The organism is Salinibacterium sp. NYA9b, assembly GCF_976973725.1.
Genome location: NZ_OZ333476.1, coordinates 818,424 through 833,313, shown reverse-complemented (window position 1 = coordinate 833,313; position 14,890 = coordinate 818,424). Strand labels below are relative to the sequence as shown.

Here is a 14,890-nt window from a genome sequence, read left to right as displayed (position 1 = left end):
AACGCTATAAATTCGATTACGTTTCGTAATGGGGCATTGTGTTTGATCCTGTCTTGCTGAAATCGTTCGTCGCCGTCGCCGACACCCTCAGCTTCACCGACGCCGCTCGCACCCTTGAACTCAGCCAGCCCACGATTAGCCAACACATCCGCAAGCTCGAAGCTGCTGCAGGCCGGATACTCGTGCTTCGCGACACTCGCACCGTCTCCCTCACTGACAACGGTGAGGCCATGCTCGGCTTTGCGCGCGCAATTCTGGCTGCCGAAGACCAGGCGGTGAAGTACTTCACTGGCTCTGCGATGCGCGGCCGGCTTCGGTTCGGATCAGCCGATGACCTTGCCCTTACCCAGTTGCCGCGCATCCTGCGTGACTTTCGCCAGCTCTATCCACACATCAATCTCGAGCTCACCGTGAGTCAGAGCGGCAATCTCGTACGCCGCCTGCAGGCCGGTCAGCTCGACCTCGTTTTCGTCAAGCAAGACGCTGGAGCGGAGGGCGGACGCTTGGTGCGCCGCGACCGGATGGTGTGGCTTGGCCACAAGAGCATGACCGCGGAATCGGGGACACCGGTTCCGCTGATCGCCTATCAGGCGCCCAGTCTGGGGCGTGCGTACGCGATGCGCGCGCTTGAGGCTGTCGGACGCACCTGGCGCATCACCTGCAATGTGAAGGAAGTGAATGGGGCTCTCGCCGCTGTGCGGGCAGGCATCGGAATCGCAGTATTTCCGCAGTCGCTCATCCCGCCCGACTTGGCCCAGGTGCCAGCATCATTCAATCTGCCAGAGCTCGGCGACGTCGACTTTGTGTTGCTCGACAACCCCATGGCAGCCCGAGAACCAATCGAAGCGCTCAGCACCGCCATTCTGAGCCGCCCGGTGCAGCGGCGCTCCTAGCCGCCGACAGGCTCAACCACCGAAACTGGGTGCGGCGCCGACAGACTTCGCCCAGGCGTCACGCAGTTCGGCCTCGTCGGAGATGTGTTCAGGCCGAATCACGATGTCATCAGCGACGAAGTAGAACGCCGCATCGATCTTCTCGGGCGGCACGCCCTTCCACTGCGCGTAGGCCAGGCGGTAGAGCGCAAGCTGCAGTTGCTTCGCTTCGAGGTCGGCCGCATCCTGCGGGGCCCGACCGGTCTTCCAATCGACGATTTCGAAACGGTCACCGTCGGCATACACGGCATCGATCTTGCAAATGACGACGCGGTCACCGAAGGGGACGTGAATCTCGATCTCAACATCGACCGGTTTGCGCGTGGCCCACGCCGAACGCTCGAAGGTGGCTTGCAATTCGGCGAGCTTTTCGACATCCGCCGCGTTCTCGCCTTCGAACCCATCAAAATCAGTGCCATCAATTTCGAGAACAAAAGCATCAAGCGTTTCGGTGGATGCTGTAGAACCGAATCGCGATTCGACCCACTCGTGAAATTGGGTTCCGAGGCGCGTGGCCCGGTAGGGCCTTTCGGGCATGGGACGACGGAGCGAGAGAGCGACGGCTTCGGGATCGGCGATGTAGTCCTTGAAGCGCGAGGCCGGGATGCGCTGCGGCAGTGGAGTGCGGCGGGCTTCGCTCGCGGCACGACTGCGTTCGGCAAGCAGCAGGTCGATCTCGTGCGACCAGAGGCCGTCGGCGCCGGGGTCGGCTGTGGCGACGAGGTGCGCGGCGGTTTCAACGCTCGTACGACGGTTGCCGAGCGGATCGAAGGGCCAGAGCGGGTCGACGACATCGTTGAGGGTGGGGTTCTCATCGTTGACCGGGTCGGCGGGAAGCTCTTCGATCAGCCCGCGCTCTTCGAGCTCTTGCAGGAAGATACTCGGTGCTTGTGGTTTGCTGCGGCTCGACCAGAACGAACCGGTCAGCAGCAGATTGTCGCGGGCACGCGTGATCGCAACGTAGCCGAGGCGTCGTTCTTCTGCCTGGTGGCGGTCAGCCAGTGCCGATTTGAATTCTTTGAGAGAGCCATCGAACTCGGATTGGTAGTGCGCACTCTCCCACTCGAGTTCGGGTAGTTCGCCGGCGTCGCCACGAAACGCGAAGGGCAGCTTGCCAAAACTTACCCACCCTTTGCCCTCGCGGGAGGTGGCTGGCACTTCGCCCTCCACTAAGCGGGGCACGGCCACGAGATCCCATTCCAACCCTTTGGAGGCGTGAATCGTGAGCAATTGCACCGTGCCGGCTTCGGCATCGTCACTGCGCGGGCCCATCATGTCTTGCTGCGTTGCTCGTCGTAGCCACGACAAGAAGCTGCCCAAGTTTGCCTGATCATCACTGGCCAAGAAGCCTGCAAGCTCATCGTGGAAGGCATACAGATTCGCCATTCCGTAGGCCTGTGGGCGGCTCGCCACCACCTCGATGTCGAGGAGCAGCTCTTGCTCAAGCAAGCGCACGAGATCGCCGAGTTCGAGCCCTGCACGCGAACGGAAGAATGCCAATTGCTTGGCGGCATCCTTAAGTCGAGACAGGCCTTCTTCGCTGAAACCCTTGAGCTGCGAGTGACTTGCGGGAGCCTCCCCCACGAAGTCGAGAGCATCGACAATGGATGCCGAATCATCGACGGCGACGGAGTCCCGCATCCGCTGGCGCACTTCGGCGCTCAGCTCCTGCTGCGTGACTGAGCGGCTCAGCAACCAGCGCGAGAGTGACGCGAGCTCTTGGAGATCGCGCGGGCCGATGGACCAGCGCGCGCCCGACAGCAGCCGAATGAGTTCAGAGCCAGCGGTGGGGTCGTGGATCACGGTGAGCGCGCTCACAAGATCAACGATTTCGGGGGTCGAGAGCAGGCCACCGATGCCGAGCACATGGTACGGAACGTCTTCTGCGCCGAGGGCAGTTGCGAAACGCTCCATGTCGCTGCGACGCCGGAACAGGATGGCGGCGGTCGGCGGGGTGGGAGCCTCAGCGTCAGGATCGGGGTTGTAGTGGTTCCACGCCTGCGGCGCTAGGGCACGAGCAAACCACTTCGCGACGCCGTGGGCTTCTTCATCAATGTGTTCGAAATAAAACGTGTCGACCGATCCAGCGGGGGCGGCGGGCCGAGCACCGAGCGATTCGACGCGCACTGGTGAGCGTGCGCTGAGCGGTTCGACGATGACGTTGGCGGCGTCGAGCACGGTGGTGGCATTGCGCCAACTCGTAGAGAGAGCGAAATATTGCGCATCAGCGTTCTCGGTGAAGTCACGGCTGAAGCGCGCGAGGTTAGCGGCGCTGGCTCCACGCCAGCCATAAATGGACTGGTGCGGGTCGCCGACGGCCATGACCGAATGGTTGCCGAAGAGGCGTGCGAGCAGTCGGGTTTGCACGACGCTCGTGTCTTGGTATTCGTCGAGAAGAACGACCCGATAGCGGTCTTGGTAGTGCGCAACAACGTCGTCGGAGCGCTCAGCCACCTCAAGCGCGAGCGCAACCTGGTCGCTAAATTCGAGGAGACCCTGCGCCCGCTTCTGCTGGGCATACTGAACAGCCAACGTCAGCAGCGGCGCGAGCGAACCAACCTCTTTCACGGCGTCAATAACCGAGGCGTAGGGGGTTTTCTTGCGGGCAGTCTCGGCGTAGGGAAGCCCGGAAATCTGGGTGAAGCGCTCCGCGTAGACGGCAACGTCAGCGGCATTGGCGACGTTGTCACTGAGCGCATGGCTGAGGTCGAGAACGGCCTCGGTGAGCGCGCTGATCGACTTTTCGAGGCCGATGAGCCGTTCATCCGTGCTCGACACCACAAGTTTGCGCGCGAGTTGCCAGGAGGACGGATCGTTGAGGAGAGTCGATTCGGGTTCGCGACCGATCAGGAGCGCATTTTCGGTGAAGAGTGCGCTGGCAAAGGAGTTGTAGGTCGAGATAGTGGGTTGATCGAACTCGATCGATGCCGTCTCGGGGGTCGCCACAAATCGTTCGGGATGCGCGCTTTGCACGTCGCGCAGGATCGCGATGCGTTCGCTCACGCGCTTGCTGAGCGAACCCGCGGCTTTTCGTGTGAAGGTGAGGCCGAGAATCTGGTCGGGGCTCACTAAGTTGTTGGCGACGAGCCACACGACGCGGCTGGCCATCGTGTCGGTCTTGCCGCTGCCCGCGCCGGCGACGACGAGGGCGGGGCTCAAGGGCGCCTCGATCACCACACGCTGTTGTTCGGTGGGAGCGTGGATGCCCATGAGACCGGCGAGGTCGACAGAAGAGATCATCGGGCACTCACCGCCGGCACGACGTGGATGCGGCAGTTGCCGAAGCTCCACGGATCGGTGCAGTGGCTGCTGACCCTGGCTACGAATACGCTGCCGGCCATTCCGCGGGCATCCACGATCACGCGCTGTCGAAACAGTTCGAGCTCCTCGTCGTTCATCGGTTGCTGCTTGGGGGCGTCATAGTCGCGCGTCTTGGCCGACGGCGAGAGCACAACAAGCTTCGCTCCCCCGTTGTCGAGCCCCTTAGGCACACCCTCGATCGCGCCGGACACGAAAGCGAGTTGGTAAGCGGCGAGCTGCGGATGATCGGCAACGGCCTTATCGCTCGATGGCTCGTTCTTGCCTGTCTTGAGGTCGACGATCACGGCAGTGGTACCGCCGTACATCTCGACGCGGTCTATTTTTCCGCTCAGCAGGGCTTGTTCGAGCGGCAATTCAAACTTCATCTCATTGCTGATGAGTTCTCCACCATCGGCAGTGAAATCACGGAGGTAGGTAGCGAGATGCTGCGTGAGTTTCTTGGCCCGCAGCTTTTCGGCGTCCGACTGCCAACTCGCTTCGAAGCTCATCTGGCTCCAGCGCTCTTCGACGGCCTTGAAAAGAGCGTCAGCGCTGAAGTCGGTGGCCTTCTCCGCAACATCATGGATGAGCGTACCGAGGTTCGAGGCGGTGTTTGTCGTCGAGCCACCCAGCTGGTCGATCGCCCAGTGCAGCGGGCACGTTTCGAACGATTCCATGCGCGAGGGAGACACCCGCACTTCCGCATCCGGTTCGGTCAGGTCGACAAGCGGCGCGGTGGTGCTTGGCGCGCGAAGCCCGTACCAGGAGCGCGGATCGGCACCGGGAACACTCTCGCCGGCGAGGCGTGCCAGCGACGCCGCAGCAGCCTCCGGCTGAGAGCCCGTGGTCAGCTCGCGGCGCAGCACGCCCACGAGCCCACGCAGGCTGAGCGGCGGGCGCGAACGCACGGGCTCATCCGGTTCGGGAATGAGCGTCAAGAATGGGGACGGCATGTTGTCGTCACCGGCCACGGCAGTGACGATCACCTCGCTCGTGGCCCGCGACACGGCCTGGGCGAACATCCGTAACTCGTCGTGGAGCACTTCGCGGCGACGGTCGGCGACCGCGAGCTTCTCCCCCGCCAGCACACGCGGCAGATCGTGGGCTCCGAGCAACGAGCCACGCACGCGCAGGTTGGGCCACACGTTCTCTTGCATGCCGGCAACCACCACGACATCGAACTCTTGGCCGATGACGGATGCCGGCGTTCCGACCGTGACCGAGTCAACGATCGACCGCGCGGCGAGGGTGTCTTCCGCGACATCGGCCGAGAGCCATTCGTTGAGAAAAACGTTGGCGGGGGCATCCGGTCGACGCTCCACAAAGCGCTTGGCCGAGGAGAACAGGGCAACCACGGCATCGAGGTGACGGTTGGCTTCTTCGGCGACAACGCCCGCGCCCAGTGCTTGCTCGAACCAGCGATCGGCGAGCCCGCTGCGCTGCCATGCGCCCCACAGGAGTTCTTCGATGGTGTCGCCTGCGGCCCCCGCAGCGGCGGTTTCGCGAAGGTTCTTGGCGACCGCTGCAGCCTGCCGGGCGACGCGATTGTCGATCGTGACGAACCCGGCCGGAGCCGCAAGCGCCTGCGCGATCAACTCGTCGGCCGAGTCGTAAATTTCGGCACCGAGCGCTTCGTGACGCAGCGCAGCCTTGAGGCGCCGCAGCGAGACGGTGTCGAAACCGCCAACGGAACTGCACAGCAGCTCGACGGCTGCTGCGGCATCCAGCGGGCGACGTGTCAATGCCAGCTCAAGCAGAACGATTAAGCCGTTGACGCTGAATTCGTCACGCACGGCACTGCGCGCACTCGACACGCTGGTCACCACTTCGAGGGTGCGCAACTGCCGGGCCAGCGATGGAATCAGCGAACCGGTGCGCACGATGACGGCCATTCGCGACCACGGCACCGACTCGAGCACATGCTTCTCGCGCAGGTGGCGCGCGATGAACGCAACCTCTTCGGCCGGTGTCGTCAGCTGAAAACTGTGGATGCTCGACGGCGCTGTGGCGACCGCCGGCGACTTGCGCTGCTCAATGAGCCCCGCAACACCGATGCGCTGGGTGAGATTGGTAACCGTCTGACGCAGCTCAGCACTGTGCCGATGCACCGATGACAAAAACAACGATTCACAGTGCTCAAGGTGAAGGCGTGTCGCCCACTGCGACAGCACGGCAGGCTGCGCGCCCCGGAACGACCCCGTGGTGAGGTCAGGATCGCCGAAACCGATGATCGTAATGCCGCGACTGGCGAGTGCCCGCACGAGAGAAATGGTGGCCTCGGTGAGTTCGTGGGCATCGTCGAGCACCACCAACCGCAGCCGGTCGATAGCTGCATATTGGCCGCCCTCAATCAGCCCAGCGGCCTCAGCCAGCAGCTCGCTCGCGTCGAAATGCCGATCGCGATAGCTGGCCTTCACCTGGTCGTACACAGAAATAAACGCGGATGCCGCCACCCATTCCGGTCGATCGGTGCGTTCCCCGAGCGCCGCCAAGTCAGCGGGAGTGACCCCAAACTCGACACAGCGCATCATGAGATCTCGCAACTCGGTGCGGAACCCCCGCAGGCGGCGAACCTCTGGATCGAGGTGGGCCGGCCACGGCGCTCCCGTGCCGTCAGCGATTTCGCCCGCCAGCAGGTCAGAAATAATTTGGTCTTGCTCAGCGCCTGTGAGCAGTGTTGGCGGGCCTTCTCCGGCAACAGCAGCAGCCTCGCGAATCACTTCGAACGCGAGCGAGTTCGCGGTTCGTGCCATTGGCCCCAAGGTGGGCGCATCAATGCGCGCCGCCAAACGATCACGCAGCGCCGTCGCACTCTGACGGGTGGCCGACAGCACCACAATCTGCTCGGGCGACCAGCCGCGGGCGTGCACACGCTGCGCCACCAGCTCAACAAGAGTCTCGGTTTTACCCGTGCCCGGCGCTCCAACAACGATCGCGCTCATATCGTCGGCGAGGTCGACAACAGCGCGCTGAGAATCGTCGAGCGTATGCGGTGCGTTAGCCGCGGCATCCGCACGCTCAGAGGGCAAGGTGACCATGCGTCAACGCTATCGGGATGCGCTGACAGTGAACGTGATATTCATCGCGCCCCGTTGTGTCGTAATCTTGGGTCGTGGACATTAGCATCGGTATCAACAACAGCCCCCGTGAGATCAACTTCGAGTCGGCACAGTCGTCGAGCGAGGTCGAGACCATCATCGCCGAGGCATTGAACTCGGATGCCAAGTACGTGAGCCTGCGTGACGCCAAGGGCAAGCTTTACATCGTTCCTACCGCGTCAGTCTCCTACGTCGAACTCGGCGAAGAAGAGTCGCGCCGCATCGGATTCGTGGCCTAACAGTGGAACTGCTGTTCGTCACCGTCATCGGAGCGTCGCTCGCGACCATCATTCGTTACCTGCTGCCGTCGCGCGGCATGTACGGTGCGGCGCTGTTGCCCGCTATCGGTGCTGCCGTTACCGCAACCGTGTGGGTTGCTCTGGTCTGGGTCGGCCTCACATTTGACGGCACCTGGATCTGGGTTGCGAGCCTGCTCGCCGGCATTGCCGTGGCTCTGGTCGTCGCTATCCGCCTACCGCGTCACCGCGAAGTCGCCGATGTGCGTTCCTTCGAAGCGCTCTCGCGCAGCTAACTGAACGCAGTTCGCTAGGCGGTCAGGCCGAGCGCATCCATTCGACGGGTGTGCGCGGCAATGAGCTCGGTAAACACCGGCTCAACCTGCGCCTCCGTGGTGCGAGTGTGGTCAGGGAACACGAGCGCGGAACGCGCCAACAGCATCATGTCGCCCATGAGCCGACGGCCCCACATCGCCAGTCGCGAATCAAGGCGGGGATTGGCATCGATCGCTGCCTGCAGATATTCAGCGAGAACCTTCTCGCCTGACTCTCCGCGGAAAATTTCGACGAGTCGAGTGTGTGATTCCGTGGGAAGCCCGGCAGCAAGTCGCGCGTAAAAGTCGTCAAAGAATCCGGCGCTCAGGTAGGCGGTGATGAGCGATTCGTACCAGTCAGCGCCACGAGCGATGCGTTCGAAGTTGTCGACGGCTTCAGTGAATTGGTCCATCACTTCGGCAGGCGAGCCGCCAGCCTTCGTGATTTCTTCCACCAACCGGCGGTGCTTCGACAGCGACAACTCCGCCGCTTTGCCGATCGAGGTCTTCGCAGCGGTAGTGGGAGCGTTAGAAATGACGCGCGAGAGGTTCTCAAAGATCTTGAGCTGCACATACGCTGCGCGCCCCAAGAAGGCGAGAATGTCGGGAGTGAACTCCGCGAGGGCTACTTTTTCGGTCGCTGCAACATCAGATCGTGACCGAAGGCGAGGCACTTCGATGCGACCTGGCTTGCGCGAAAACCACTTAACCACGGAGCCAGCTTAGAGCGTGCGAGAGCCCTGCGCAGTTGCAACAACCCGCCTCGCCGCCTCAATTCACGGCCTCGACCCAGCAGAACCCGCTAAACTACGGGCATCCCCCCGACTCAGGAGGGGGTCCGGCGCCCCAGGTCAAAAAGGGCGCATCGCACCTAGACGGGCTTCATACGTGACTTTTTCAGAACTCAATATCGATCAGGACATGGTCGATGCTCTTGCCACCAAGGGCATCATCGAACCGTTCCCGATCCAAACTCAAACCATTCCTATGGGCCTCGCAGGCCAGGACATCATCGGTCAGGCCAAGACCGGTACCGGTAAGACACTCGGCTTCGGGCTTCCCGTGCTGCAGTCGCTCGGCAAAGATCCCGAGCCCGGAGTAAAGGCACTCATTGTGGTGCCGACTCGCGAACTCTGTGTTCAGGTAGCTGAAGACCTCGTGCTCGCGGCATCCAACCGCTCAACCAAGGTCGCTGCCATTTATGGTGGCAAAGCTTACGAAGGTCAGGTCGAACAGATCAAGGCCGGCGCCCAAGTGATCGTCGGCACGCCTGGTCGATTGCTCGACCTCGCCAGCCAGCGCATGCTCTCGCTCAAAGACATCAAAGTGATGGTCTTGGATGAGGCAGACAAGATGCTCGACCTCGGCTTCCTTGCCGACATCGAGAAGCTGTTCGCGCAGACGCCTCCTACTCGTCACACGATGCTGTTCTCGGCAACGATGCCCGGCCCGATTGTGGCTCTCGCTCGTCGCTTCATGAACAAGCCCATCCACATCCGCGCCACTGACCCCGACGAGGGCCTGACGCAGAAGAACATCAAGCACGTCGTTTACCGCGCGCACAACCTCGACAAAGACGAGGTCATCGCGCGCATCCTGCAGGCGGAGGGTCGCGGCAAGACTGTTGTCTTCACGCGCACCAAGCGTGCTGCTGCCAAGCTTGTTGAAGAGCTGAACGACCGCGGCTTCAACGCTGCTGCCGTGCACGGCGACCTCAACCAAGAGCAGCGTGAGCGCGCCATGGCTGCGTTCAAGGCTGGCAAGAAAGACATTCTTATCGCGACGGATGTTGCGGCACGAGGCATCGACGTCAACGACGTCACCCACGTGATCAACCACACCATCCCCGACGACCACGACACCTACCTGCACCGCGCTGGCCGTACCGGTCGCGCCGGCAAGACCGGTGTTGCTGTCACGTTCGTGGACTGGGCAGACATGCTCAAGTGGACGCACATCAACAAGGCGCTCGAAATGGGCATACCCGAGCCGACCGAGACCTACTCGTCGAGCCCGCACCTCTTCTCCGACCTCGACATTCCTGAGGGAACTAAGGGCCGCCTTCCTGGTTCGCACGCTCCGGCTGTGCGCACCAGTGGAGCTGCTTCGGGCTCGGGATCAGGATCAGGCGGTGGCCGCGGATCACAGCGTTCAACCGACTCTTCGCGTCCTCCCCGCAACCGCACGCGCTCTGGATCGGGTTCCGACTCCAATGCGCGTTCACGCTCGAGCGAGGGCGATTCTGTTTCCAGCGCACGCGCGGCTGACGACAACGTCCGCCCCGAAGGCGGCGGCACCCACGATGGTGGAGCCCCCGCCCGTCGCAAGCGCACGCGTCGCCGTCGCGGCGGAAACGAAGGCGCACCCACTGCGCCTCCGACCGCGTAGCGCACGCCGCCCGTCAGATTCATAAGAAAGCCCCACCTCGAGTGGGGCTTTCTTCGTGAGGGCCCGGCGCACGCTGCAGCCGCCAATAACTGCTCTCAGCGCGGTTAGCACAAGCACTGGTTTTATCGCCAGAACAGGCGCACAATAGAAAAAATGTTCCTCAGCGCACGGTAGCGAAGGAGGAGAACAATGCCGGTGCAACAGAAGAACTCTTCACCAGATTTCATGCCCGTTCTCTCTGCCGGGCGCCATCGCACTCCCCGCCGGGGCGGCTGCTTCATGGAGTTCGCCTCCTATCTTGCCGGCGAAAAATGGAGCGATCATCCTTCGTGCACTCATCCGGCGCTGGCCCTTCTGGCGCGTCTCGTGAACGACTGCACCGCCGACCACGATCGCTCGGAGCTCGTCGAGCTCATTCCATCGGTGATTGGCGTCACAAGCGACGATCCACGCCTGGCGCTTCGTATCGCGCTGCGTGCAGCAACGACCGCTCTGCCGATCGCCAGTGAAGGACGTCAGCGTGCTCTTGCCGTTGGCATCCTCTCGACACAGTCGCAACTGGCTGCATTCGAGCCCCTCCCCCACGACGATCTGAAAGATGCGGTTGCCTTCGCGTTCGCGCAAGCCCCAGCGGCTGAGTTCTGGGCGCGCACGTTCAGTGCGGAGTGCCCCAGCGATCATCGCGCGCGCCATAGTCGTGAGGTGACGCGAATGGCCCAGTCGATCATCCGCACGTCCGTCATTGGCATCGCCTACGCGTGCTCCCCCAGCGCTGACGCGCGGCTCAAAGCGCTGCTTCAGGGTGCCATCGATGATTGCCGGATGCTCGTCGCCAACACTGCCGCAGAGGCCACCGCCACTACGGCATCGCCGAAGCCTCGGACACGGTCGCGCTCGCGGGCGAGGTCGCTTCTACGGTCGTAGCGAGTCAGCGACACCACGAAGCGTGTTCGCCGACTCGGTGAGCAGGCGCAACTCAGTCTCGCTAAAGGTGGTTTCTTTGATCGGTGCCGCCCCGGCTGCGCTCACGATGCAGGGCACTGACAGTGCGACACCGCTGAGTCCATGGAAGTCAGTGAGCACGGGAGCAACCGGCATGACGGAGTGTTTGTCACCAAGGATCGCTTCCACGATGTGGGCGGTCGATAACCCGATCGCATAGTTCGTCGCGCCTTTGCCCTCGATGACTTTGTAGGCGGCGTTACGGACACCGTCGGCGATCTCGTCGAGCTCGGCTTCTGTCATGCGGGGGTGGCCGTCGCGTTGCCATTCCAGAATCGGCACGCCACCGATGGTGGCGCGCGACCACAGCGGAAACTCTGAGTCACCGTGTTCGCCAATAATCGACGCGTGAACGCTAGAAGGTGAGACGCCAGCGCGCTCGGCAAGCTTCCAGCGCAGTCGCGAGGTATCGAGCACAGTGCCAGACGCAAAAATACGCTCCGGCGCCAGGCCCGACTGCTCTTGCGCGAGCACCGTGAGCACGTCACAGGGGTTGGTCACGATGACATAAATCGCGTCGGGGGCGACCTCCATCAGCTGCGGCATCATCGAACCGATAATGCGCGCGTTGACATCAGCAAGTTCGATGCGGGACTGGCCGGGATTCTGCTTCGCGCCAGCGGTGATCACCACAACGTGCGAGCCCTTCACGACCGAGATGTCGCTCCCGCCCATAATCTGACTCGACCCGGTGAACTGAGTGCCGTGGGCAAGGTCAAGCACTTCGGCATCCACCTTTTTAGTGGCAATGTCGTACAGCGCAATCTGGCGGGCAGAGCCTCTGATCAGCGCAGCGTAGGCGGCACTAGCCCCCACGCTTCCGGCTCCAACAATGGTCAGCTTTGAGTTCTCGACAAGGCTCATGCGATTAGTGTCCCACGACTGCCCTGCGCCGGTCGCGGCCGTAGCCGTGGTACGAGCTAGGCGTGCGCGGCCGACGCGTATGCGAGGGCAGATTCGCTGCGGCATCCGACAATCGCTGGCGCTTGCCCAATGAGGGCGTCATTGGTGATTGCCTCCACCATGAAGAGGGCGAAATCGGTGCGGCGCGTGAGGTTACTCTCCAAGATCGGCGAACCGACGGCGGAGCTCCAGACGGGCAGGCCCTCGCTCTCGCCCTCTTCAAGATCGCTGCCTCGCACGAGCGTCCACTGCGTGTTGCTCGCGAAGATCTGTTCTGCGGCGCGGGTCTGATCAGCGATGTCGACGGCGCGCACCGCCTTCGCGAGCCAGGATGCGATGGCCACCGTCGCGAGGAAGCGTCGCGAATAAACGTCGGCTGCACTCGCTCTCACATGCCAGCCGCACGAGAAGATCAGTCGTGCCCCAGCCGGAGCGAAATCCATGACGGCTTGCGCTGTGCGTGACGAGTAATCCCGCACGCCCCACGGCGCAAGAACCGTCAATACGGCGGTGCAGCCCGCGACCGCTCGCTCAATGACGCTGCGATCAGAGGTCTCCCCCGGTATTACCGTGATGCGGTCGCCGAAGTGTTCAAGCTTCGTCACGCTCTTCGGGCGGCACACTCCCACGACTTCATAACCGCGTTCAAGTGCGTGAACTGCTAAATACTGGCCGAGCTTGCCGGAGATGCCAACGATGCACACGCGCTGGCGTGCGGCCGGGGTTGCTGGACGACTGTTTTCGGAGCTGGTCATGGTTTCCTCTCGAATGAACCTTACGCCGTAAGATTACCTTACGAAGTAAGATAGTCAATGCCCCCTACGACAAGGAGCAGCCGAGTGCCAGACAAGAGCCGAACGCGCACCGCCAAGAAGCGCCCCCCGATCACGCGCGAAGCCGTGCTCGCCGCCGCCCTCGAGCTTGCCGATGCAGAGGGCTCCGCTGCTCTCACGATGCGCAAACTCGCCGATCGCATCGGCGTAGAAGCGATGTCGATTTACTACCACGTGCCCAACAAGGATGCGATCCTCACGGGCCTTGTCGATCTGGTCTTCGGAGAAATCGAACTCCCCACCACCGAACACGGTTGGCGGCGGGCCATGCACGACCGCGCCGTCTCCACCCGCAACGTGCTCGTGCGCCATCGCTGGGCCATCGGGCTCATGGATTCACGCCGAGACCCCGGTCTTTCGACGCTTCGTCACCACGATGCCGTCATCGGCGCCCTGCGCGCCGGCGGTTTTTCCATTGCCGGTGCTGCCCATGCCTTTTCCGCGCTCGACAGCTATATCTACGGTTTCGTGCTGCAAGAACTCAGCCTGCCGTTCGACACCTCAGAAGAACTCACCGAGGTCGCCGAGGGAATCGTCACCGAGATGCCGGTCGGCGAATTTCCGCACCTCACCGAAATGGCCGTTGGCCACGCGATGCTGCCCGGCTACAGCTACGCCAACGAATTTGAGATCGGCCTCGAGCTCATCCTCGATTCACTCGAACAGCGCCTGCCCCTCCCCGGCTGGGGCGAGGCGGTCGCTACGCGCTAGGCCGTCATCGCCGCAGCGAGCTGCGCAATGATGCGTTCCAGAATGGGGCGCGACGTCGCTAGGTTCACCCGGATGTGACCGGCGCCCACCGCACCGTAGCCGACACCACCATTGACCCGGATGCCCGCCTTCTCCGCCAACATCTCGGAGAGCTCTGGCTCGTCCGAGTAGGCGCGCAAGTCGAGCCAGGCCAGATAAGTGCCCTGCATCGGAGCCATGCGTGCCTCCGGCAGCAGTTCTGCGAGCGCCGCCCGCGCATACTCGATGTTGCCTTCTATGTACTCGCGCACTTCGCCGAGCCACGGCTCGCCACCGAGGTACGCGGCGGTGTTGAGGCGCATTCCGGGGGTGCTGGCACCGTGTGACGCCATCCAGCCGATCGTTTCCCACAGCGCGCGGTCGGCGTCGTTGCTCAGGATGATTTGGGCACACTTGAGCCCGGGCAGGTTGAAGGCCTTCGACGTGCTGGTCGCTGTGATCGCAACGCGTGCTCCGGCATCCGAGACGCTCGCCAACGGCACGTGCTTCGTGCCGAACAGCGTGAGCGGCGAGTGGATCTCGTCACTGAAGACACGAGCCCCATGAGCATCGGCGACATCGGCGAGCGCCGACAACTCATCAGCCGTGAAAACCTTGCCGGTGGGGTTGCCGGGGTTAGCGAGAACGAAAAGGTTCGCGCCCGCAGCGAAGTGACGAGCTACGTCGTCGAGGTCAATTGAGAAACTGCCGTCGTCGCCGCGCAGCATGGGCGACTCAATGACCTCACGGCCGAAAGTCTTCGGCAACAGGAGGAAGGGCATGTAGGCAGGAGTCGGCACGATTACCGGCGCACCAGGCTTGCTGAACTCGAGGATGGCAAGCTCTAGCCCTTTAAGGACGTCAGCGAGCGGGTGAACATCTGCGGCATCCACTTTCCAGCCGTATTGCTCGTGGTGCCATTTCGCGGTCGCCGAGTTCATCTCGAGGGCGACGGATTCTGCGGGATACCCGAACTCGAGGCGCTCGGCGATCGAGGCCCATTCGTCGAGCACAGCAGGTGCCGTGCCAAAGTCCATCTCAGCGACGCCGGCGCACAGCAGTTCACCTTCGGGTGCAGTCCATTTGTTGCTGCCTCGGCTGCGGAGCAATTCGGGGGTGAGGGCGTTCCACTGTTCGGCGTTGCTGGTCATGCTG

12 protein-coding genes are annotated in these 14,890 nt (G+C 62.7%); 6 read left to right on the top strand and 6 right to left on the bottom strand.

From position 1 onward, the window contains the following. The first annotated feature begins 38 nt into the window (after positions 1–38). Entirely contained in the window at positions 39–893 is an 855-nt protein-coding gene (locus tag ACWFSR_RS03975) for a LysR family transcriptional regulator (RefSeq protein WP_447523115.1), read from the top strand. 12 nt (positions 894–905) lie between these two features. On the opposite strand, the gene ACWFSR_RS03970 is transcribed toward ACWFSR_RS03975, so the two are convergent. Continuing rightward, positions 906–4,172, bottom strand: coding sequence for an ATP-dependent helicase (locus ACWFSR_RS03970; RefSeq protein ID WP_447523114.1), 3,267 nt, complete (start codon positions 4,170–4,172; stop codon positions 906–908). After that, positions 4,169–7,270, bottom strand: a complete 3,102-nt coding sequence (locus ACWFSR_RS03965) for an ATP-dependent helicase (RefSeq protein WP_447523113.1) — start codon at positions 7,268–7,270, stop codon at positions 4,169–4,171. The genes ACWFSR_RS03970 and ACWFSR_RS03965 overlap by 4 nt, the downstream gene beginning before the upstream one ends. Positions 7,271–7,344: 74 nt before the next feature. On the opposite strand from ACWFSR_RS03965, the gene ACWFSR_RS03960 reads away from it, so the two are divergent. Further along, positions 7,345–7,569, top strand: a complete 225-nt coding sequence (locus ACWFSR_RS03960; protein ID WP_129073342.1) for a DUF3107 domain-containing protein — start codon at positions 7,345–7,347, stop codon at positions 7,567–7,569. A gap of 2 nt (positions 7,570–7,571) precedes the next feature. Continuing rightward, the gene (locus tag ACWFSR_RS03955) at positions 7,572–7,862 is read left to right on the top strand and encodes a hypothetical protein (RefSeq protein ID WP_197107344.1); all 291 of its coding nucleotides are present in this window, start codon (positions 7,572–7,574) and stop codon (positions 7,860–7,862) included. A 14-nt stretch (positions 7,863–7,876) separates the two neighbouring features. Here the strand turns inward: ACWFSR_RS03955 and ACWFSR_RS03950 are convergent, their stop codons facing one another. Continuing rightward, the gene (locus tag ACWFSR_RS03950; protein ID WP_197107345.1) at positions 7,877–8,593 is read right to left on the bottom strand and encodes a ferritin-like fold-containing protein; all 717 of its coding nucleotides are present in this window, start codon (positions 8,591–8,593) and stop codon (positions 7,877–7,879) included. Between the two features lie 175 nt (positions 8,594–8,768). Here ACWFSR_RS03950 and ACWFSR_RS03945 point away from each other — a divergent pair, with 175 nt between their 5' ends. Then, positions 8,769–10,268 (top strand): DEAD/DEAH box helicase, encoded by a 1,500-nt coding sequence (locus ACWFSR_RS03945; protein ID WP_197107346.1) that lies wholly within the window; start codon positions 8,769–8,771, stop codon positions 10,266–10,268. 189 nt (positions 10,269–10,457) lie between these two features. After that, positions 10,458–11,192, top strand: coding sequence for a hypothetical protein (locus ACWFSR_RS03940; RefSeq protein ID WP_197107354.1), 735 nt, complete (start codon positions 10,458–10,460; stop codon positions 11,190–11,192). On the opposite strand, the gene ACWFSR_RS03935 is transcribed toward ACWFSR_RS03940, so the two are convergent. Next, entirely contained in the window at positions 11,181–12,134 is a 954-nt protein-coding gene (locus ACWFSR_RS03935; RefSeq protein ID WP_447523112.1) for an L-lactate dehydrogenase, read from the bottom strand. The genes ACWFSR_RS03940 and ACWFSR_RS03935 overlap by 12 nt on opposite strands. A 56-nt stretch (positions 12,135–12,190) precedes the next feature. Then, positions 12,191–12,928 carry an NAD(P)-dependent oxidoreductase gene (locus tag ACWFSR_RS03930; RefSeq protein ID WP_447523111.1) on the bottom strand — a complete coding sequence of 246 codons (738 nt, stop codon included), beginning with the start codon at positions 12,926–12,928 and terminating at the stop codon, positions 12,191–12,193. A gap of 84 nt (positions 12,929–13,012) precedes the next feature. Here ACWFSR_RS03930 and ACWFSR_RS03925 point away from each other — a divergent pair, with 84 nt between their 5' ends. Continuing rightward, entirely contained in the window at positions 13,013–13,717 is a 705-nt protein-coding gene (locus tag ACWFSR_RS03925; protein WP_447523110.1) for a TetR/AcrR family transcriptional regulator C-terminal domain-containing protein, read from the top strand. Here the strand turns inward: ACWFSR_RS03925 and ACWFSR_RS03920 are convergent. Further along, the gene (locus ACWFSR_RS03920; protein ID WP_447523109.1) at positions 13,714–14,886 is read right to left on the bottom strand and encodes a MalY/PatB family protein; all 1,173 of its coding nucleotides are present in this window, start codon (positions 14,884–14,886) and stop codon (positions 13,714–13,716) included. The two genes, ACWFSR_RS03925 and ACWFSR_RS03920, sit on opposite strands and share 4 nt — an antisense overlap. Between the last annotated feature and the right edge of the window lie 4 nt (positions 14,887–14,890).

Excerpts from the sequence above, each read along its gene's own strand:
- ACWFSR_RS03970 (WP_447523114.1), bottom strand. The coding sequence starts at position 4,172 with ATGATCTCTTCTGTCGACCTCGCCGGTCTCATGGGCATCCACGCTCCC.
- ACWFSR_RS03965 (WP_447523113.1), bottom strand. The coding sequence starts at position 7,270 with ATGGTCACCTTGCCCTCTGAGCGTGCGGATGCCGCGGCTAACGCACCG.
- ACWFSR_RS03940 (WP_197107354.1), top strand. The coding sequence starts at position 10,458 with ATGCCGGTGCAACAGAAGAACTCTTCACCAGATTTCATGCCCGTTCTC.
- ACWFSR_RS03935 (WP_447523112.1), bottom strand. The coding sequence starts at position 12,134 with ATGAGCCTTGTCGAGAACTCAAAGCTGACCATTGTTGGAGCCGGAAGC.
- ACWFSR_RS03930 (WP_447523111.1), bottom strand. The coding sequence starts at position 12,928 with ATGACCAGCTCCGAAAACAGTCGTCCAGCAACCCCGGCCGCACGCCAG.
- ACWFSR_RS03920 (WP_447523109.1), bottom strand. The coding sequence starts at position 14,886 with ATGACCAGCAACGCCGAACAGTGGAACGCCCTCACCCCCGAATTGCTC.